This is a genomic window from Pseudomonas sp. IT-P294 (genome assembly GCF_949767865.1).
GTDB lineage: Bacteria > Pseudomonadota > Gammaproteobacteria > Pseudomonadales > Pseudomonadaceae > Aquipseudomonas.
On the sequence record NZ_CATKQW010000022.1, the window covers coordinates 722,955 to 740,325 of the forward strand.

At 59.1% G+C, this 17,371-nt stretch carries 13 protein-coding genes; 9 read left to right on the forward strand and 4 right to left on the reverse strand.

Annotated features, from left to right (window positions below; all coding sequences use genetic code 11):
* Nucleotides 1–23: 23 nt before the first annotated feature.
* The 3 genes from ACM6I0_RS18460 to ACM6I0_RS18470 form a co-directional block, all read right to left on the reverse strand.
* Complete coding sequence (locus ACM6I0_RS18460) at nt 24–1,925, reverse strand: PhoX family protein (RefSeq protein ID WP_414922967.1); 1,902 nt, start codon at nt 1,923–1,925, stop codon at nt 24–26.
* A gap of 58 nt (nt 1,926–1,983) precedes the next feature.
* Nucleotides 1,984–2,748, reverse strand: coding sequence for a TOBE domain-containing protein (locus ACM6I0_RS18465; RefSeq protein ID WP_414922968.1), 765 nt, complete (start codon nt 2,746–2,748; stop codon nt 1,984–1,986).
* Nucleotides 2,749–2,837: 89 nt separating this feature from the next.
* Nucleotides 2,838–3,578: a ComF family protein gene (locus tag ACM6I0_RS18470; RefSeq protein ID WP_414922969.1), complete on the reverse strand. Its 741-nt coding sequence runs from the start codon at nt 3,576–3,578 to the stop codon at nt 2,838–2,840.
* Nucleotides 3,579–3,670: 92 nt separating this feature from the next.
* Between ACM6I0_RS18470 and bioB the strand changes: the two genes are divergently transcribed.
* The 7 genes from bioB (at nt 3,671) to ACM6I0_RS18505 (ending at nt 10,759) form a co-directional block, all read left to right on the forward strand.
* A complete protein-coding gene (gene bioB, locus ACM6I0_RS18475) occupies nt 3,671–4,726 on the forward strand; it encodes a biotin synthase BioB (protein ID WP_285432666.1) in 1,056 nt (351 codons plus the stop codon).
* A 156-nt stretch (nt 4,727–4,882) separates the two neighbouring features.
* Nucleotides 4,883–6,061: an 8-amino-7-oxononanoate synthase gene (gene bioF, locus ACM6I0_RS18480; RefSeq protein ID WP_414922970.1), complete on the forward strand. Its 1,179-nt coding sequence runs from the start codon at nt 4,883–4,885 to the stop codon at nt 6,059–6,061.
* Nucleotides 6,054–6,785 carry an alpha/beta fold hydrolase gene (locus ACM6I0_RS18485; RefSeq protein WP_285432664.1) on the forward strand — a complete coding sequence of 244 codons (732 nt, stop codon included), beginning with the start codon at nt 6,054–6,056 and terminating at the stop codon, nt 6,783–6,785. The genes bioF and ACM6I0_RS18485 overlap by 8 nt, the downstream gene beginning before the upstream one ends.
* Complete coding sequence (gene bioC / locus ACM6I0_RS18490) at nt 6,778–7,590, forward strand: malonyl-ACP O-methyltransferase BioC (protein ID WP_414922971.1); 813 nt, start codon at nt 6,778–6,780, stop codon at nt 7,588–7,590. The genes ACM6I0_RS18485 and bioC overlap by 8 nt, the downstream gene beginning before the upstream one ends.
* Entirely contained in the window at nt 7,587–8,267 is a 681-nt protein-coding gene (gene bioD / locus ACM6I0_RS18495) for a dethiobiotin synthase (RefSeq protein ID WP_222588728.1), read from the forward strand. Before bioC ends, bioD begins: the two co-directional genes overlap by 4 nt.
* A gap of 111 nt (nt 8,268–8,378) precedes the next feature.
* Nucleotides 8,379–8,675: a pyrroloquinoline quinone biosynthesis protein PqqE gene (locus tag ACM6I0_RS18500; protein ID WP_285432660.1), complete on the forward strand. Its 297-nt coding sequence runs from the start codon at nt 8,379–8,381 to the stop codon at nt 8,673–8,675.
* A 278-nt stretch (nt 8,676–8,953) separates the two neighbouring features.
* On the forward strand, nt 8,954–10,759 hold the full coding sequence (locus tag ACM6I0_RS18505) for a phenylacyl-CoA dehydrogenase (protein ID WP_414922972.1): 1,806 nt from the start codon (nt 8,954–8,956) through the stop codon (nt 10,757–10,759).
* A 76-nt stretch (nt 10,760–10,835) separates the two neighbouring features.
* Here the strand turns inward: ACM6I0_RS18505 and ACM6I0_RS18510 are convergent, their stop codons facing one another.
* A complete protein-coding gene (locus tag ACM6I0_RS18510; protein WP_414922973.1) occupies nt 10,836–12,611 on the reverse strand; it encodes a hypothetical protein in 1,776 nt (591 codons plus the stop codon).
* Nucleotides 12,612–13,740: 1,129 nt separating this feature from the next.
* Between ACM6I0_RS18510 and ACM6I0_RS18515 the strand changes: the two genes are divergently transcribed.
* Both ACM6I0_RS18515 and ACM6I0_RS18520 read left to right on the forward strand, forming a co-directional pair.
* Nucleotides 13,741–15,867, forward strand: coding sequence for a cytochrome-c peroxidase (locus ACM6I0_RS18515; protein ID WP_414922974.1), 2,127 nt, complete (start codon nt 13,741–13,743; stop codon nt 15,865–15,867).
* A gap of 146 nt (nt 15,868–16,013) precedes the next feature.
* Nucleotides 16,014–17,303: a GGDEF domain-containing protein gene (locus ACM6I0_RS18520; RefSeq protein ID WP_414922975.1), complete on the forward strand. Its 1,290-nt coding sequence runs from the start codon at nt 16,014–16,016 to the stop codon at nt 17,301–17,303.
* Nucleotides 17,304–17,371 lie beyond the last annotated feature (68 nt).

The following is a 17,371-nucleotide window of genomic DNA, read 5'->3' on the forward strand; positions in this document are numbered from 1 at the left end:
GGCTTGCCCGCGATGAGGTCCGATCAGGCGCCGACGACCCCGCCATCTTCACGCGTAATGGCCATCACCGACGACCGCGGCTTGCCGTCAGGCAAATGCTCTGGGAATGTCGATCCGCCGTTTTCCCCCGGATGCTGGATCCCGACGAACAGCGTTTTTTGATCCGGCGAAAAACTGATCCCGGTGACCTCGCAGCCAATCGGCCCGACCATGAAACGGCGTATTTCCCCGGTCACCGGGTCGGCACACAGCATCTGGTTGTTGCCCATGCCGGCAAAGTCACCGGCATTGCTCGAGTCGCCATCGGTGAGAATCCACAAACGTCCGGCCTTATCGAAGCCCAGTCCGTCCGGGCTGTTGAACATGTTCTGCGGTGTGATATTCGACGAACCGCCCTTGGGCGTGCCCACGTGGACGCCGGGGTTGCCGGCGACCACGAACAGGTCCCAGGCAAAGCGCTTCGAGCCGTGATCGTCCTTGTCAGTGCGCCAGCGCAGAATCTGCCCGTAAACGTTTTTCTCACGGGGGTTCGGTCCGCCCACCGGTTGGCCGTCCTCGCCGCGTTTGGCGTTGTTGGTCAGCGTGCAATAGACCTGGCCATCCTTGGGACTGACGACGATCCATTCAGGGCGGTCCATGCGTGTGGCTTTCACCACGCTGGCAGCGAGGCGCGCGTGAATCAGTACTTGGGCCTGATCGGCAAAACCACTGCTGGCGTCGATGCCGTTTTTGCCGTGGCTCAGTTCGATCCACTCACCTTGGCCTTTCGGGTGGTCGGCGTTGCCGTCGCCTGCGTCGAAGCGCGCCACGTACAAGGTGCCGTGGTCCAGCAAGTCGCGGTTGGCCTTGGGGTTTTTGTGGTTGATCTTGTCGCGGCTGACGAATTTGTAGATGAACTCGCCACGTTCGTCATCGCCCATGTACACCACGGCGCGGCCGTCATGGGTTTCGGCCAGGGCCGCGTTTTCATGTTTGAAGCGACCCAGGGCGGTACGTTTGATCGGCGTGGATTGTGGATCGAACGGGTCGATTTCCACGACCCAGCCGTGACGGTTGAGCTCGTTGGGGTTTTTCGCCAGGTCGAAGCGATCGTCGTGTGGGTGCCAGTTGATCTCTTTGCTGGCGGCCACGGCGCCGTAGCGCTTTTGCGCGGCGTCGAATTTTTGCTCGGCATTGCTGCTGCCGAAGCAGTCGGTGAAGTTCTCTTCGCAAGTCAGGTAAGTGCCCCATGGCGTCTTGCCGTTGGCGCAGTTCTGGAACGTGCCGAGGACATTCTTGCCGTGAGGGTCGGCGCTGGTTTTAAGCAGCTCGTGGCCGGCGGCAGGGCCGCTGAGGCTGATCGGCGCGTTGCCGTGAATGCGCCGGTTGTAACGCGAGCCCTGGACGAATTGCCATTGACCGTTCTTGCGCTGCACTTCGATCACCGACACGCCTTCGCAGGCCAGCGCCTTGCGCACTTCTTCGGCCGATTGCGGCATGCCGCCGTGCGGGTAGAGGTAGCGGTAGTTGGTGTATTCGTTGTTGATCGCCATCAGCGCCCGGTTTTTATCATCGGGAAACTCGAACAGGCTCATGCCGTCGTTGTTGTCGCCGAACTGGACTTCCTGCTGCTCGGCGGTGCCGTTGCCGCTGGGGTCGAACGCCGGACCGTCTTTGTGCAGCGGCTGGCCCCAACTGATCAGCACCGAAGACTTGTAACCCGGTGGCAGGCTGATGGCGTCGCTGGTGGCAGAGGGGATGCTGTCAAAGCCCAACAGTTTGCTGGTGCCGGCGCTGACGCTCGCGGCCAGTACGCTGCGGCTCAGCAGGTTGCCACCCAAAAACATGGCCGCACCGCAGAGGGCACCGGCACTGATGAAGCCGCGACGGCTGAGGCCGACCATTCTTTCGAGGTCGGTGGACTGGTCTTCTTCTAATAGGCTCACATCAGGCTCCCTGCTGGTTTTTGCAGCCACCTTAAAGAGCCTCAATGAAGCTTTTGTTTCAGAGCGGTGTCCCGAGCAACACGTTGGAGGGCGCGAACTGCACCAGCACCGGCTTGTCAGGGGCCAGCCCAAGTGTCCTCAGGTGCAGCGATGCCGCCAGCGCGCAGAGTGTCTGGCCATTGGGCAGGCCGATACGCACTTCGCTGGGGCCGTCCTGGGCATCGAGAATGGCTTCGACGGTGCCGTGCAGAATATTGTTGCCAGGTGTTGCCTGTTGATCCACAGCCAGCAACTCCAGCCATCCCGCCTTGATCAACGCCACGACTTCAGTGCCGATTTCCAGTTCCAGACGCACCGTGCTGTCGTGCGTGATCTGTGCATCGAGGGTCAAGCCTTCGGCCAGTTCAAGACGGATTCGATCGTTGTGCCCCTGGCTTTCAATCGCCAGGACCTTGCCATGCAACTGATTGCGCGCGCTGGTCCTGAGCATCAGCCGACCGAGGAGGTCCAGATCGCTGGCCTCTTCGGCGGCTTCCAGCACCTGGGCCTGCAAGGCCTGGAGCTTTTGATACAGGCGCAATACGCGCTCACCTTCGCTGGAAAGTCTGGCGCCACCGCCGCCCTTGCCGCCGACGCTGCGCTCCACCAGCGGTTTTTGCGCGAGGTTGTTCAGCTCGTCAATGGCATCCCACGCAGCCTTGTAACTCAGCCCCGCGCTTTTCGCCGCACGAGTGATCGAACCCTGTTCGGCAATGTGTTGCAGCAACGCGATGCGCTGGGGACGGCGGACAATGTGCTGGGACAACAACGTAGGCAGGGACATGGCGAGGTGCTTTGACTGATGACGTTGTGAAGACGTTGGCGGCTTGGCGCGAGGGAGTCAAGTCAGGCCGCATTCCTTGTGGGAGCGAGTTAAAGGGTGTCACCGGGTTTAGGTGTGCGCGCCAGGCAATAGACATCAACCCGTGCAGCGCCGGCGTCCATCAGCAATCGGGCCAGGGCCTGCGCCGTGGCACCGGTGGTCAGCACGTCATCGACCAATGCCAGATGCCGCCCCTTGATTGGCGCGTCCGGCACCAAGGCAAAAGCATTGCGCAGGTTCTTTTTGCGAGCATCGGCAGTCAGGTCCTGTTGCGCACTGGTGTCCTGAACTCTCAGCAGCAGCCGTTCGTCACACGGCAGGTCAAGGCGGGTGCCAAGCCAGCGTGCGAGCATCGCCGCTTGATTGAAGCCACGCTGGCGCAAGCGCCTGGAGGCCAGCGGCACAGGGACCAGCGCATCTGGCCGGTTCAGGTCCTCATCGAAGCGATGTTGCAGGAACTGGGCAAGAAGTTCGGCCAGCAGGTGGCCAAATGGCCACTTGGCTGAGTGTTTGAAACGGGTAATCAAGGTGTCCACCGGAAAGCTGTAAGTCCACGGCACGGCGACTTGCTCGAAGGCGGGCGGTTGATTCAGGCACTGGCCACAGGTCAGGCCGGCGGAGGGTAACGGCAGCGCGCAGGTTTGGCACTGATCACCCAGCCAGGGCAACTCGGTTTCACAGGCTATGCAGATGGGTGTGTCCTCATCGGCCTCTTCCGAGCAAAGCAAACAGAATTGTTTATTTTTTAACCAGATGTAAACCGGTCCTTCGTATCGTGGTTGACAGCGCATCGCTCTTCCTTAAATATGCCGAACATCCGTGTCGCGTCTGTGGGTATTCCATCCCTCAGCCGCTTGCCAAGCATAAAACAAAGGAAGCACCCATGAGCGCCAGCACCACTGCAACCCTGCGTCATGACTGGTCTTTGGCCGAAGTCAAAGCACTCTTCGTCCAGCCATTCAACGACCTGTTGTTCCAGGCGCAGACGGTGCACCGCGCGCACTTCGACGCCAACCGCGTCCAGGTGTCGACGCTGCTGTCGATCAAAACCGGCGCATGCCCGGAAGATTGCAAATATTGCCCTCAGTCCGGTCACTACAACACCGGTCTTGAAAAAGAAAAACTGATGGAAGTGCAGAAGGTCCTCGAAGAGGCCGCTCGCGCCAAGGCCATCGGTTCGACCCGTTTCTGCATGGGCGCGGCGTGGAAACACCCGTCGGCCAAAGACATGCCGTACGTGCTGGAAATGGTCAAGGGCGTGAAGGCCATGGGCCTGGAAACCTGCATGACCCTCGGTCGCCTGGATCAGGACCAGACCGAAGCGCTGGCCCAGGCCGGCCTCGATTACTACAACCACAACCTCGACACCTCGCCTGAGTTCTACGGCAGTATCATCACCACCCGCACCTACAGCGAGCGCCTGCAAACCCTGGCCTACGTGCGTGAATCGGGGATGAAAATCTGCTCCGGCGGCATCCTTGGCATGGGCGAGTCGCTTGATGACCGCGCCAACCTGCTGATCCAGCTGGCCAACCTGCCAGAGCATCCAGAGTCGGTGCCGATCAACATGCTGGTGAAAGTCGCCGGTACGCCGCTGGAAAACGCCGACGATATCGACCCGTTCGACTTCATCCGCATGCTCGCTGTCGCACGTATCCTGATGCCGCAATCCCACGTGCGCCTGTCCGCCGGCCGCGAAGCGATGAACGAGCAGATGCAGGCCCTGGCTTTCTTTGCTGGCGCCAACTCGATTTTCTACGGCGACAAACTGCTGACCACCGCCAACCCGCAGGCCGACAAGGACATGCAACTGTTCGGTCGCCTGGGCATCCTGCCGGAAGCACGCGAAGAGCATGCCGACGAGGTGCATCAGGCTGCGATCGAGCAGGCACTGGTTGAGCAGAAGAGCAGCGAGCAGTTCTATAACGCGGCTGTTTGAAGCCTTCCCGACCTTTCTGAACAAATGCAAAACCCTGTGGGAGCGGGCTTGCCCGCGATGACGGCGTCACTATCACCATAAATATCGGCTGATAGATCGCTATCGCGGGCAAGCCCGCTCTCACATTGAGTTTGTGATCTGACCGCCGAGGCCTGCATGTCTTTCGATCTCGCCGCACGCCTTGCTGCCCGTCGTGCCGAAAATCTCTATCGCCAGCGCCCGCTGCTCGAAAGCCCTCAAGGCCCGGAAGTGGTGGTCGACGGCCAGCCGTTGCTGGCGTTCTGCAACAACGATTACCTGGGCCTGGCCAATCACCCGCAAGTGATTGAGGCTTGGCGCGCAGGTGCGTCTCGTTGGGGGGTCGGCGGCGGAGCTTCGCACCTGGTCATCGGTCACAGCAGCCCGCATCACGCGCTGGAAGAAGCCTTGGCCGATCTGACCGGTCGACCGCGTGCGTTGCTGTTCACCACCGGTTACATGGCCAATCTCGGTGCGGTCACGGCGCTGGTCGGACAGGGCGATACGGTGCTGGAAGACCGTCTCAATCATGCGTCTTTGCTCGATGCCGGTTTGTTGTCGGGTGCGCGTTTCAATCGCTATTTGCACAACGATGCGGCGAGCCTGGCCAAACGACTTGAGAAAGCGACCGGCAATACGCTGGTGGTCACCGACGGCGTGTTCAGCATGGACGGCGATATCGCCGACCTGCCGGCGCTGGCCCGGGAAGCCAAGGCCAAGGGTGCTTGGCTGATGGTCGATGATGCTCACGGGTTTGGCCCGCTGGGCGCCAATGGCGGCGGGATCGTCGAGCATTTCGGCCTGAGCCAGGAAGACGTGCCGGTGCTGGTCGGGACCCTCGGCAAGGCTTTCGGCACGGCAGGGGCGTTTGTTGCTGGCAGCGAAGAGTTGATCGAAAGCCTGATCCAGTTTGCCCGTCCCTACATCTACACCACCAGCCAACCCCCGGCGCTGGCTTGCGCGACGCTCAAGAGTCTCGAGTTGCTGCGCACTGAGCACTGGCGACGCGAGCATCTGAAAACGCTGATCCGCCAGTTCCGTCATGGCGCCGAGCAGATCGGCCTGGAGCTCATGGACAGCTTCACGCCGATCCAGCCGATCATGATCGGCGACGCCGGGCGTGCGGTTCGGTTGTCGCAGATGCTGCGCGAGCGCGGGCTGATGGTGACGGCGATCCGGCCGCCCACCGTGCCTGCCGGCAGCGCCCGTCTTCGTGTGACCCTGACCGCCGCCCACAGCGAGGTGCAGGTGCAGCTATTGTTGAATGGACTGGCCGATTGTTTCCAACAACTTGGACCGGAGCCAAGCCATGCGTGATCGACTGATTCTGCTCCCCGGCTGGGGCCTCGGAATATCGCCGCTGGAGCCATTGGCAGCAGCGCTGCAAGGGCTGGACGAACACCTGCGGGTCGAGATCGAGCCGTTGCCGGAACTGGAATCAAGTGATCTTGAAGAGTGGCTCGATGAGCTCGATTCAACGGTGCCGCAGGATACGTGGCTCGGCGGCTGGTCGCTTGGCGGCATGCTCGCGTCCGAGTTGGCGGCGCGGCGTGGTGATCGTTGCTGCGGTTTGCTGACGCTGGCGAGCAATCCTTCTTTTGTCGCCCATGAACAATGGCCGAGCGCGATGGCCGGTGAGACCTTCGATGCGTTTCTGGCCGGTTGCAAGGCTGATCCGCGCCTGACGTTGAAACGCTTTTCACTGCTTTGCGCTCAGGGTTCGCAAGACCCTCGCGGACTGTCGCGATTGTTGCTCGGTGGTGCGCCGAATACGTCCGCATCGATTCTCATGAGCGGTCTGGAGCTGCTTGCACAACTGGATACGCGCCAGGCGTTGCAGGCGTTCCGCGGCCCACAACTGCATTTGTTTGCCGGCCTCGACGGGCTGGTCCCGGCTGAAGCAGCGGGGGACTTGCTGGCGTTGCTGCCGGATGTCGAAATCGGCCTGATCGAACAGGCCAGCCATGCGTTTCTTCTGGAAGACCCCCACGGCGTGGCCGGGGCGATCCAGGCCTTTTTGCACGAGTCCGGTGATGACTGATTTATCTTTTCCCCATCTGCCCGGCGGCTTGCCCGACAAGCGCCAGGTAGCGGCCTCCTTTTCCCGTGCGGCGGCGAGCTACGACAGCGTCGCTCAATTGCAGCGCGATGTCGGCAACCAATTGTTGAGCCTTTTGCCGGGTGAGTTTGTTCCGCGTGTCTGGCTGGATCTGGGCTGTGGCACCGGGTATTTCAGTCGGTCCCTGGGCGAGCGATTCCCCTCGGGTAACGGATTGGCGATGGACATTGCCGAAGGCATGCTCAACCACGCCCGACCATTGGGTGGCGCCAGCCATTTCATCGCCGGCGATGCGGAGCGTTTGCCACTGCGGGATTCGACCTGCGACTTGATCTTTTCCAGCCTCGCGGTGCAGTGGTGTGCGGACTTCGAATCGGTGCTCAGCGAGGCGTTCCGGGCACTCAAGCCGGGCGGGATTTTCGCATTTGCTAGTCTTTGTGTAGGGACGTTGTTCGAGTTGCGTGACAGCTGGCGTGTGGTGGATGGCATGGTGCATGTCAATCGCTTCCGCGAGTTGGACGTTTATCAACAGCTGTGTGCGGCCAGTGGCTTGGGCATTACAAGTCTGCAGGCCCTTCCTCACGTGTTGTATTACCCGGACGTGCGCAGCTTGACCCATGAGCTCAAGGCGTTGGGTGCGCACAACCTGAACCCCGGTCGACCGGGTGGTTTGACCGGTCGGGCGCGTATCCTCGGCTTGATCGAGGCTTATGAGCAGTTTCGTGAGGCCAAAGGACTGCCGGCGACTTATCAGGTGGTCTACGCCGTGTTGGAGAAACCCGTATGAGCGCAGCCTATTTCATCACCGGCACCGACACTGATGTCGGCAAGACCACCGTTGCTGCAGGCTTGCTACATGCTGCGCGGTCGGCGGGCATGAGTACGGCGGCGGGCAAGCCGGTCGCCTCGGGCTGCGACGTGACGCCCAAGGGATTGCGCAACGCTGATGCGCTGGCGCTGCTGGCCGAGTGCTCGTTGCCTTTGACTTATGCACAGGTCAATCCGGTGGCATTCGAGCCAGCGATTGCTCCGCATCTGGCGGCGCGGGAAGCCGGGGTGGCGCTGACGGTGCAATCACTGTTGACGCCCATGCTCGAGATTCTCGACATGCAGGCCGATTTCACCTTGATCGAAGGCGCTGGCGGCTGGCGCGTGCCGTTGGCTGATCAGGACAATCTGTCCGATCTTGCGAAGGCGCTGGGCCTGCCGGTGATTCTGGTGGTCGGCGTGCGATTGGGTTGTATCAATCATGCGTTGCTGACAGCCGAAGCGATTGCCCAGGACGGTTTGCAGCTGGCAGGTTGGGTGGCGAATATCATTGATCCAAAGACCTCGCGGCTGGAGGAGAACCTTGCGACCCTCGCCGAGCGTATTCCCGCGCCTTGTCTTGGGCGCGTGCCGAAACTCAAATCGGTGACGGCCGAAGCGGTGGCAGAACATCTTCAGCTGGATTTGCTGGACTGACGTCGGTTCTCTCTATGACAAGGCACTGTGCCATTAGTGTTTTTGTCGGGTCTTTTATCAGTGGGTCTGTTTCAATGGCCACTGTTGCTCCTTTGCAGGACGAGGTCCTTTATGGAAATCTCAGGAAACAGCGCTTTTTATGCCGGTCTGAGCACTATTCAGGCAGGGCAGAACCGTGTCGATCAGGCCTCGGGCCAGATCGCCGGCAATACCGTCGAGCGTTCGGTGACGAGCCAGTCTTCCGAGGCTCAGGTCGATCGTCTGCGTTCGGTAGACCGCAGTCAGCAATCGGACCTGGCCAGCAACATGGTCGAGATGGCCCAGGGCAAGTTCCAGGTCGAAGCCGGTGCCAAGGTCGCCAAGGCTTCCGATGAAATGCTGGGAACGTTGATCGATACCTTCGCTTGATCCCTCGCTGAATCCGTCTTTCAAAACGCCGCGACTGTTCGCGGCGTTTTTGTGCGTAAGTCCTTCTCTCTCAACTAATCTTTCCTACACGACGTGTTGCTCGGTCAACGGCGATGCGCGTCCGCGCGCCGAGCATTTGTATGGCGTGATGACGAACGGCAAAAGATCGGCGCTTGACAAGATTTGGGCGTAAACGTATGTTTCAAACAACTGTTTGACCGTCACAACAAATCAACACGGTCGTTCATTCCCGGTTACATCAGCAGAGGTTTATCGCTATGCCTGACTACAAGGCCCCCTTGCGTGATATTCGCTTCGTTCGTGACGAACTGCTCGGCTACGAAGCGCACTATCAGAGCCTTCCGGCTTGTGCGGACGCAACTCCAGACATGGTTAGCGCCATTCTCGAAGAAGGCGCCAAGTTTTGTGAGCAGGTGCTGGCTCCGCTGAACCGCGTGGGTGACACCGAAGGCTGCACCTGGAGCGAGTCCGGCGTTAAAACTCCGACGGGCTTCAAAGAAGCCTACAAGCAATTTGTTGAAGGCGGCTGGCCAAGCCTGGCTCACGACGTAGAGCACGGCGGCCAAGGCCTGCCGGAATCTCTGGGTCTGGCCGTGAGCGAAATGGTTGGCGAAGCCAACTGGTCGTGGGGCATGTACCCAGGCCTGTCGCATGGCGCGATGAACACCATTTCCGAGCACGGCACGCCTGAGCAGCAAGAGGCTTACCTGACCAAGCTGGTGTCCGGCGAATGGACCGGCACCATGTGCCTGACCGAACCGCACTGCGGCACCGACCTGGGCATGCTGCGCACCAAGGCTGAACCTCAGGCCGACGGTTCCTACAAAGTCACCGGCACCAAGATCTTCATCTCGGCCGGTGAACACGACATGGCCGACAACATCGTCCACATCGTACTGGCACGCCTGCCGGATGCACCGGCTGGCACCAAGGGCATTTCGCTGTTCATCGTTCCCAAGTTCATGCCAAACGCAGACGGTTCGATCGGCGCTCGCAACGCTGTGAGCTGCGGTTCCCTGGAACACAAGATGGGCATCCACGGTAACGCCACCTGCGTGATGAACTTTGACGCGGCCACCGGTTTCCTGATCGGCCCAGCGAACAAAGGCCTGAACTGCATGTTCACCTTCATGAACACCGCACGTCTGGGCACCGCGCTGCAAGGTCTGGCTCACGCTGAGATCGGCTTCCAGGGTGGCCTGAAATACGCTCGCGATCGTCTGCAAATGCGTTCCCTGACTGGCCCGAAAGCGCCGGACAAAGCCGCTGACCCAATCATCGTGCACCCTGATGTACGTCGCATGCTGTTGACCATGAAGGCGTTCGCCGAAGGCAACCGCGCGATGGTTTACTTCACTGCCAAACAAGTCGACATCGTCAAATACGGCGTGGACGAAGAAGAGAAGAAGAAAGCCGACGCACTGCTGGCCTTCATGACGCCAATCGCCAAAGCCTTCATGACTGAAGTCGGCTTCGAATCCGCGAACCACGGCGTACAAATCTACGGCGGTCATGGTTTCATCGCCGAGTGGGGCATGGAGCAGAACGTTCGCGACAGCCGCATTTCGATGCTGTACGAAGGCACCACCGGTATCCAGGCACTCGACTTGCTGGGCCGTAAAGTGCTGATGACCCAAGGCGAGGCTCTGAAAGGCTTCACCAAGATCGTCCACAAGTTCTGCCAGACCAACGAAGGCAACGAAGCCGTCAAAGAGTTCGTCGAGCCATTGGCTGCACTGAACAAAGAATGGGGCGAGCTGACCATGAAGGTCGGTATGGCTGCCATGAAAGACCGCGAAGAAGTTGGCGCGGCATCGGTGGACTACCTGATGTACTCCGGTTACGCCTGCCTTGCCTACTTCTGGGCTGACATGGCGCGCCTGGCTGCAGAGAAACTGGCTGCTGGCACTTCCGAAGAGGCGTTCTACACCGCCAAGCTGCAGACTGCGCGCTTCTACTTCCAGCGCATCCTGCCGCGTACCCGCACTCACGTTGCAACCATGCTGTCGGGCGCCAATAACCTGATGGACATGAAAGAAGAAGACTTCGCGCTGGGCTACTAAGCCTTAACGCGGTCCTTAAAAAACCGCCGCTTCCTCCGGGAGCGGCGGTTTTTTTTGCGTTGAGGTCAGGCCTTGATCACCATGGCGTCGGATCCAGCGGGCCGACGCCAGTCGGGGTGCTCACGCCTTCGCCATTACGTATGAACGGCAGATGCCAGAAGTCGTTAGGCACTACAGGATCGCCAGGCTTGACGCCTTCCGGAAAGATGAACTCAAACACCGGTGCCACATACTGTCCGGCAATCAGTCCATTGGCGACGGTCAGCCTGCCCGCATTCTGGAGGCAACTGTCCACGGCAGTCTGGGATAAGCTCTGCTGCGGAACGCAAAGTGACCGCGCAACGACGCGCAAGGTACGTGTCGGCTGGCTAAGAAGCCCAGCGGGCGCTTTGGTCGCACGCAATCTGGCGCGTTGTGGCTGAGCACCCGTGTTCTGTGTGGTAATCCCACCCGAGGCTCCCAGGCAAGTGGTCGCAAGGCCCAGCGCAGGGTTGCATTCACCCGTCATCTCATAGGGTGTAACCCAGCGATTGGTTTGCACACCTGTCGATGGATTGACATCTATCAGATAGATGTCGACCGGGGTCTTGATGTCGGTGGTCGAGGCTTCAAGGAAAATCCGGTCCTGCGTCTCTTGGGCCACACCGCTGATGGCTGTTGCTGCCGGGTCTGCCGTGCCGACGCCAAATTCCCCGATAGACAGGTAGCTGGGCTGCGAACCAGGCTGAGTGTAGATCCCGACATTCGCCTCGATCGTGTGTGCGGAGATGAAGTCCGGGGCTCCCGATGTTGACGACTTGAACAGCGTACCGGACCAACTGATGAAGTCGCCGACTTCAAAGGGGGCCTGTTGTGTCGGGTCGGGGTCCGTCGCCGTGCGTGTAGCATCGCTGAATCTCTTCATGACGTACTGGCTGCAAAAGACCTGCCCCACCGCTGGCCCTGAGAGTTCCCCGCTGGCCGGAGGTGTGACACCGGCCTGGCTGAAGTTGCGGCAGTTGTTGGTCGTGGTCGGGGTGACCACTTTTGGGCGGTTTTTCTGTGGGCAGAGTGCATCGTCTCCGGAAATCGTGCGGGGCACGCACATCGGGTAGCCGGTGGCGGCATGGATGGTCGGGTTGGCATCATCGACGGAGAAGCGTGGGTCGGGGCTTTGAGGTCGGCCAAAACGTCCGTTCGGGTCGTTGATCTGAATAATCGTGGGTTGCGTCGGATTCCCGCTGTCAACTTCGAGGTTGCCGTTGGTGTAGTCGATCCGGGAGATGAAACCGCTCCCCGCGTTGGTTGATTGCTGGGAGACAAAGATCAGCCCGGCAATCTGCTTGTTGGAGACAGTGTTGCCTACCACATGAATCTCGAACGAGGGGTAGGCCGCCGCTGATTTTCCGAGCGCCAGGGTTCCACCTCTGACGAAGTCGGCCCAGGTCAGGGTGTTGGCTGGCATCTGCATAACGGTGTTGCAAGGAACAGTAATCGTGACGCCGTTTAATTGGACGGTCCCCCCAAAGCGGCCAGGGTCGCTGGTGTTGGGGCAATTCGCATTGGTGGAGTCCAGCGTCATGCTCTGGATAAAGCCCGTAACGTCAAACCCATGAATTGCAGTCGGATTGGTAAAAACCGGGTCGGGCAGTGTGGGGGTCGAGAACGGCGAGGGCACACCCGGGGGCTTGGCAGTCCCGCCACCACCGCCACCGCCAGCTCCGTTTTTGGCAAATGCAAATCCGCCACCACCAATGGTCAGTGCGACAGCGACGGCACTGGCGAGCAGTGCTTGGCGACTGAAGATGCCGTTGAATCGTTTGTTGGGCAGCAGCGGTATGCCGAGCGTTTTTTCGTACAAAGATAAGCTCATGGCTCACTCCAGTATCTTGCAAGACCAATTGCCGGCCAATCGAGCCCTTAGATTTGCTGATGCGCTGAATCCTGCGCAGGAAAAACGCAAAGCCGTGAGTGTCGAATGTTGGCCCGATCCAACGGTGTAAGTGCCTGTGTACGGTCGACACTTGCCGTTCGGATGCTTTCGCCTGCGTTGCGTCGGCCGGTTACGGACGCAAACGCGAGAGGCATTTCCTTGAGCCTGAGCCACACGATGCAGTTGTCGTGCCTGCTTTGAAATAATTAGACACAAACAATCACCGGCGCACTCAGAATGCGGGGTGCGCGGCCAAGGATGGTATTGCGCACAACACTACCGAATTAATATCCACCAACATAGGGGGGGGTATATGCCCAAGTTTGGGAGTGTGCGAAGTGAAGTTTAGTATTTGCTGTATGGCTGTAAGCACTTCGTTTCTAAGTGCTAAATGAGAAACGTTGTCTATATCTACTCCGGGCAGAATCATATTGCAAGAAAAATGTATTGGTCACAAAATTTGTTCTGATATTAATAAAAGCAATAGCTCACGCAGTGCAACTAGTGCACGCGCGAAGTATTGAATTCTCATAAAAGCTTATTTTCCTGAAGGCCTAACCTTGTCAACAAAGTCGTAAATTTTATTAGTTGCTATGAAGTGTGGAGAGCAATTGCTATGCCAGGTGTTTAATTAAATATTTATCTTTAAAATCATTAACTTGATGTTGTTTGTTAAATCCGGTGTTTGCATGCATTGGGGGAGATTACCCAGTATTGGGGGAAATTCACCATATTTGAGAGGCCTCCATAGTCTTTGTTGGTGCATGCTGTTAGGCGTGTTTGCGAGGCATTTTTATTTGTATCGATGTAGATAAAAATTTTTGATTTTTCCTGTTGAAATTATTTGTTACAGCTAAAGTTCGATTAGGCGCACCGTCGGTGCGACAGAACAGTGTCTTAATCAAGCCTGAGCCAAGAGAGTACTTTGCCAGTCAAGCTTTGCTTTGCCCTGAACCCTTTCGAGTGGTGTAACTACTGGTGCAAGCAGCAAGATGTGTGGCGATGAGTTCATCTCGTAACAGGAAAACCCCGGAGCCTGGCTACTCCGTACTGAATCGAGAATGTCATCATGGTGAAGCCCTTGAGCATCCTTCGTACTTCCAACTTTGCCTGCGCGATCGCAGTCAGTCTGGTTTGCAACTGCGCGTTTGCCGCGACAGCACCAGAGATTGTCACAACCGCGCCGGATGTCCCCACCTTGCAGTCGCTGCACGGGATCGTCCCGCCCGACCCTTCGGGAACTGAAGGCGGGCGAAAGGTCGATCTGATGACCGACTACGTGCTCAATCGCAGCGCGGCGGTCCTGTTGGGCAAGGCTCTTTTCTGGGACATGGAGATCGGCAGCGATGGCTCGACGGCGTGTGCGTCGTGCCACTTTCACGCGGGCGCAGATCACCGGATTACCAACCAGATCAACCCCGGCCTGGCGAACACCAACGCCAACGTCGCATCGATCTTCAACAAGCCGTTCATAGCGTCCAACATCCCTGGCGATGTGGCTTCCTATGCCACCCTGTCCGGCGGCAAGGGCGGCCCGAATTACACGTTGAAGAAAACCGACTTCCCGACCCATGTGCTGGCTGATCCGCTGGATCGCAATTCGCCGATCCTTCACTCGACTGACGACGTGGTTGGCTCACAAGGCGTGTTCGACGCCAACTTCGTCAAGCCGCGCCAGGCGCGTTTCGACAAGTGCACACAGCAACCGGACGGCATCTTCCAGGTGGGCGGCATCAATGTGCGCCGCAGCACCGGGCGCAATGCGCCAACCGTCATCAACGCCGTGTTCAACGTTCGCAACTTCTGGGACGGTCGGGCCAACAATGTCTTCAATGGCTTCTCGCCGTTCGGCAACCGTGATCCCGATGCCGGGATTTTCGTCACCAGCGATCGCAGTGGGGTGGCAACCAAAGTGCGGCTCGCCCTTAATGATGCCTCCGCGGCGTCCCAGGCCGTGGGCCCACCCGGCAGCCCGGTCGAAATGTCCTGCGGCGGGCGTACCTTCGCCGATATTGGACGGCGGATGCTCGACACGCTGATGCTCAAACAACAGCGGATTTCTTCCACCGATTCGGTTCTTGGCCCGGTATCCGGCGCTCGCCGTCCCACCTACCGTGAACTGATCAAGGCCGCTTTCCATCCACGCTTGTGGAACGCAACCCAACAGGTTTCGCTGGGCGGTGCGCCGTACACCCAAATGGAGGCCAACTTCCCGCTGTTCTTCGGGCTGGCCATTCAGATGTACGAAGCCACGCTGGTCTCCGATCAGGCGCCGCTGGATACCTACTTGCAGGGTAATCAACAGGCACTGAACGCCCAGCAAGTCGAGGGCATGAAGCTGTTCCTCGGCAAGGGCAAATGCGTCAGTTGCCACGGCGGCGCCGAACTGACCAACGCCGCCAGCCGTTTGCTGTTTCATCCTCGCGAGCGTATCGAACGGATGTTGATGGCCGACAACCTGATCGCGCTGTACGACAACGGTTTCTACAACACAGGGGTGCGTCCGACCTCCGAGGACCTGGCACTGGGTGGGTCGGATGCCTGGGGCAACCCGCTGTCATTCACTCGTGAATACAACACTCAGCTCAAAGGCGGCAGTGTGCCCGATCCGCTGGACGTCGACGTGTGCAAGTTTGAGGTGCTGTTGAGCGCGGGACTGCCTTGTGATCCGACGCTCAAGCCCAATGTCGGATTCCACGATGCTGTCGATGGCGCATTCAAGACCCCGACCTTGCGCAACATCGCGCTGACCGGACCCTATTTCCACAATGGCAGCCGGGCGACGCTGAAACAGGTCATGGAGTTCTACAACCGCGGCGGCGACCGGCGTGGCTCGGAGGCAAACAACACCAGCGGATTCGATCATCCGAGTGCGAATCAGCACAACACCTCCAACCTCGATCCGGACATGACCCCGCTGAACCTGACGCCCGATGAGGTGGATGCCTTGGTCAAATTCATGGAAGTCGGGTTGACCGATCCGCGTGTCGCCTGGGAGCGGGCACCATTCGATCACCCATCGCTGGTCATTCCACAAGGAGAGGTGGGTGACGAAAACTCTGTGTCGCTACGGCCAGTCAATCCAAAAATCACCACCCGCCAGGCGACGGATGCGCTGATAACGCTCAAGCCGGTAGGGGCCGAAGGGCGCAAAGTTGAAGAAGGACCGTTGCTGCCGTTCTACAACGACCTCTGATGGAATGACCGTTACTGGCCGCACCGTTGCGGCCAGTAACGCACTCGCTAAAAAAACCTGGCAATTGACTCAGCAAGTCAGCGTTTCTGCCGTTACAGTACGTGGGCACAATGCCATCTATTGTTATGACGGTCGGAGCTTTACCCTTGCCGCGTTCTTCAGCTGTACGTTTCAGCCATTTCCTACCGTCGTTACTGCTATTGCTTGCGGGGCTGGCGGCTGCCTACGTCAAGGATCTCAACGTCTTCTTCACCTCACTGTTCAACGTGCTGCCAACGTTGGTGCTGTTGCTCGGTGGTGCGTATTGCGCGGTTTACCGACGTCAGCGAGAGCTGTTTCTGATGGTCACGGTGTACATCGCCTACTTCCTGCTCGACACGCAGACCGACTATTACCGCGACAACGGCAAAGTCCGCGATGACGCTGCCGTGGTGTTTCACTTGTGTTGCCTGCTGTTGCCATTGATGTTCGGTGTGTTCGCTGCCTGGCAGGAACGCACCCATTTGTTTCAGGACATGGTGGCGCGCTTCGCTGTCTTGCTGGCCGTCGGCAGTATCGCGTTGGGCCTGGAGCAAAGTTACCCACAGGCTCTGCTGCTATGGCTGTCGGAGATTCGCTGGCCAGCCCTGCATGGTGCGTGGATGAGCCTGATCCAGCTGTCCTATCCGGTGTTCATCGCATCGTTCCTGTTGCTGAGCTGGCAATACTGGCGCAACCCGAGACCCTTGCACGCCGCGCAATTGGTGGGTTTGCTGGGTTTGTTCTGGGCGCTGCCGAAAACGTTCATCCTGCCGTTCACCCTGAACATCATGTGCAGTCAGGTGATGCTGATGATTGCGGCGGCGGTCGCCCACGAGGCTTATCAAATGGCCTTTCGCGATGAACTGACCGGTTTGCCGGGGCGTCGTGCCTTGAACGAACGGATGCAACGGTTGGGGCGCAACTATGTGCTGGCCATGAGCGACGTCGATCACTTCAAGAAATTCAACGACACCCACGGTCACGACGTCGGCGACCAGGTATTGCGACTTGTTGCCAGCAAGCTGTCGAAAATCGGTGGGGGCGGTAGGGCGTATCGCTACGGTGGTGAGGAATTTGCGCTGGTGTTCGCGGGCAAGACGCTTGAAGAGTGCATGCCGCACCTGGAAGTCATTCGCGAATCCATCGCCACGTACAACATTCAACTGCGCAACCAGGACAGTCGTCCTCAGGACGACCAGCAAGGTCGTCAGCGGCGTGCGGGCCCGGGCGCTGCCAGTGTGTCGGTCACCGTCAGCATTGGCGTCGCCGAACGAGTGGATCAGCGCACCCCTGAAAAAGTGCTCAAGTCCGCGGATGAGGCGCTCTACAGCGCCAAGGGTGCCGGGCGAAACTGTGTGGTGGCGTTCGGTCAGAGCCGTCGTGGCGCGGTACGCATGGACACCGCTGCGGGTTGAGTGATGATGGCGCATTCAGCGTCTGGACTGTGATTGTGAGGCGTGGTGGGCGGCAGTAGGTTTGATCG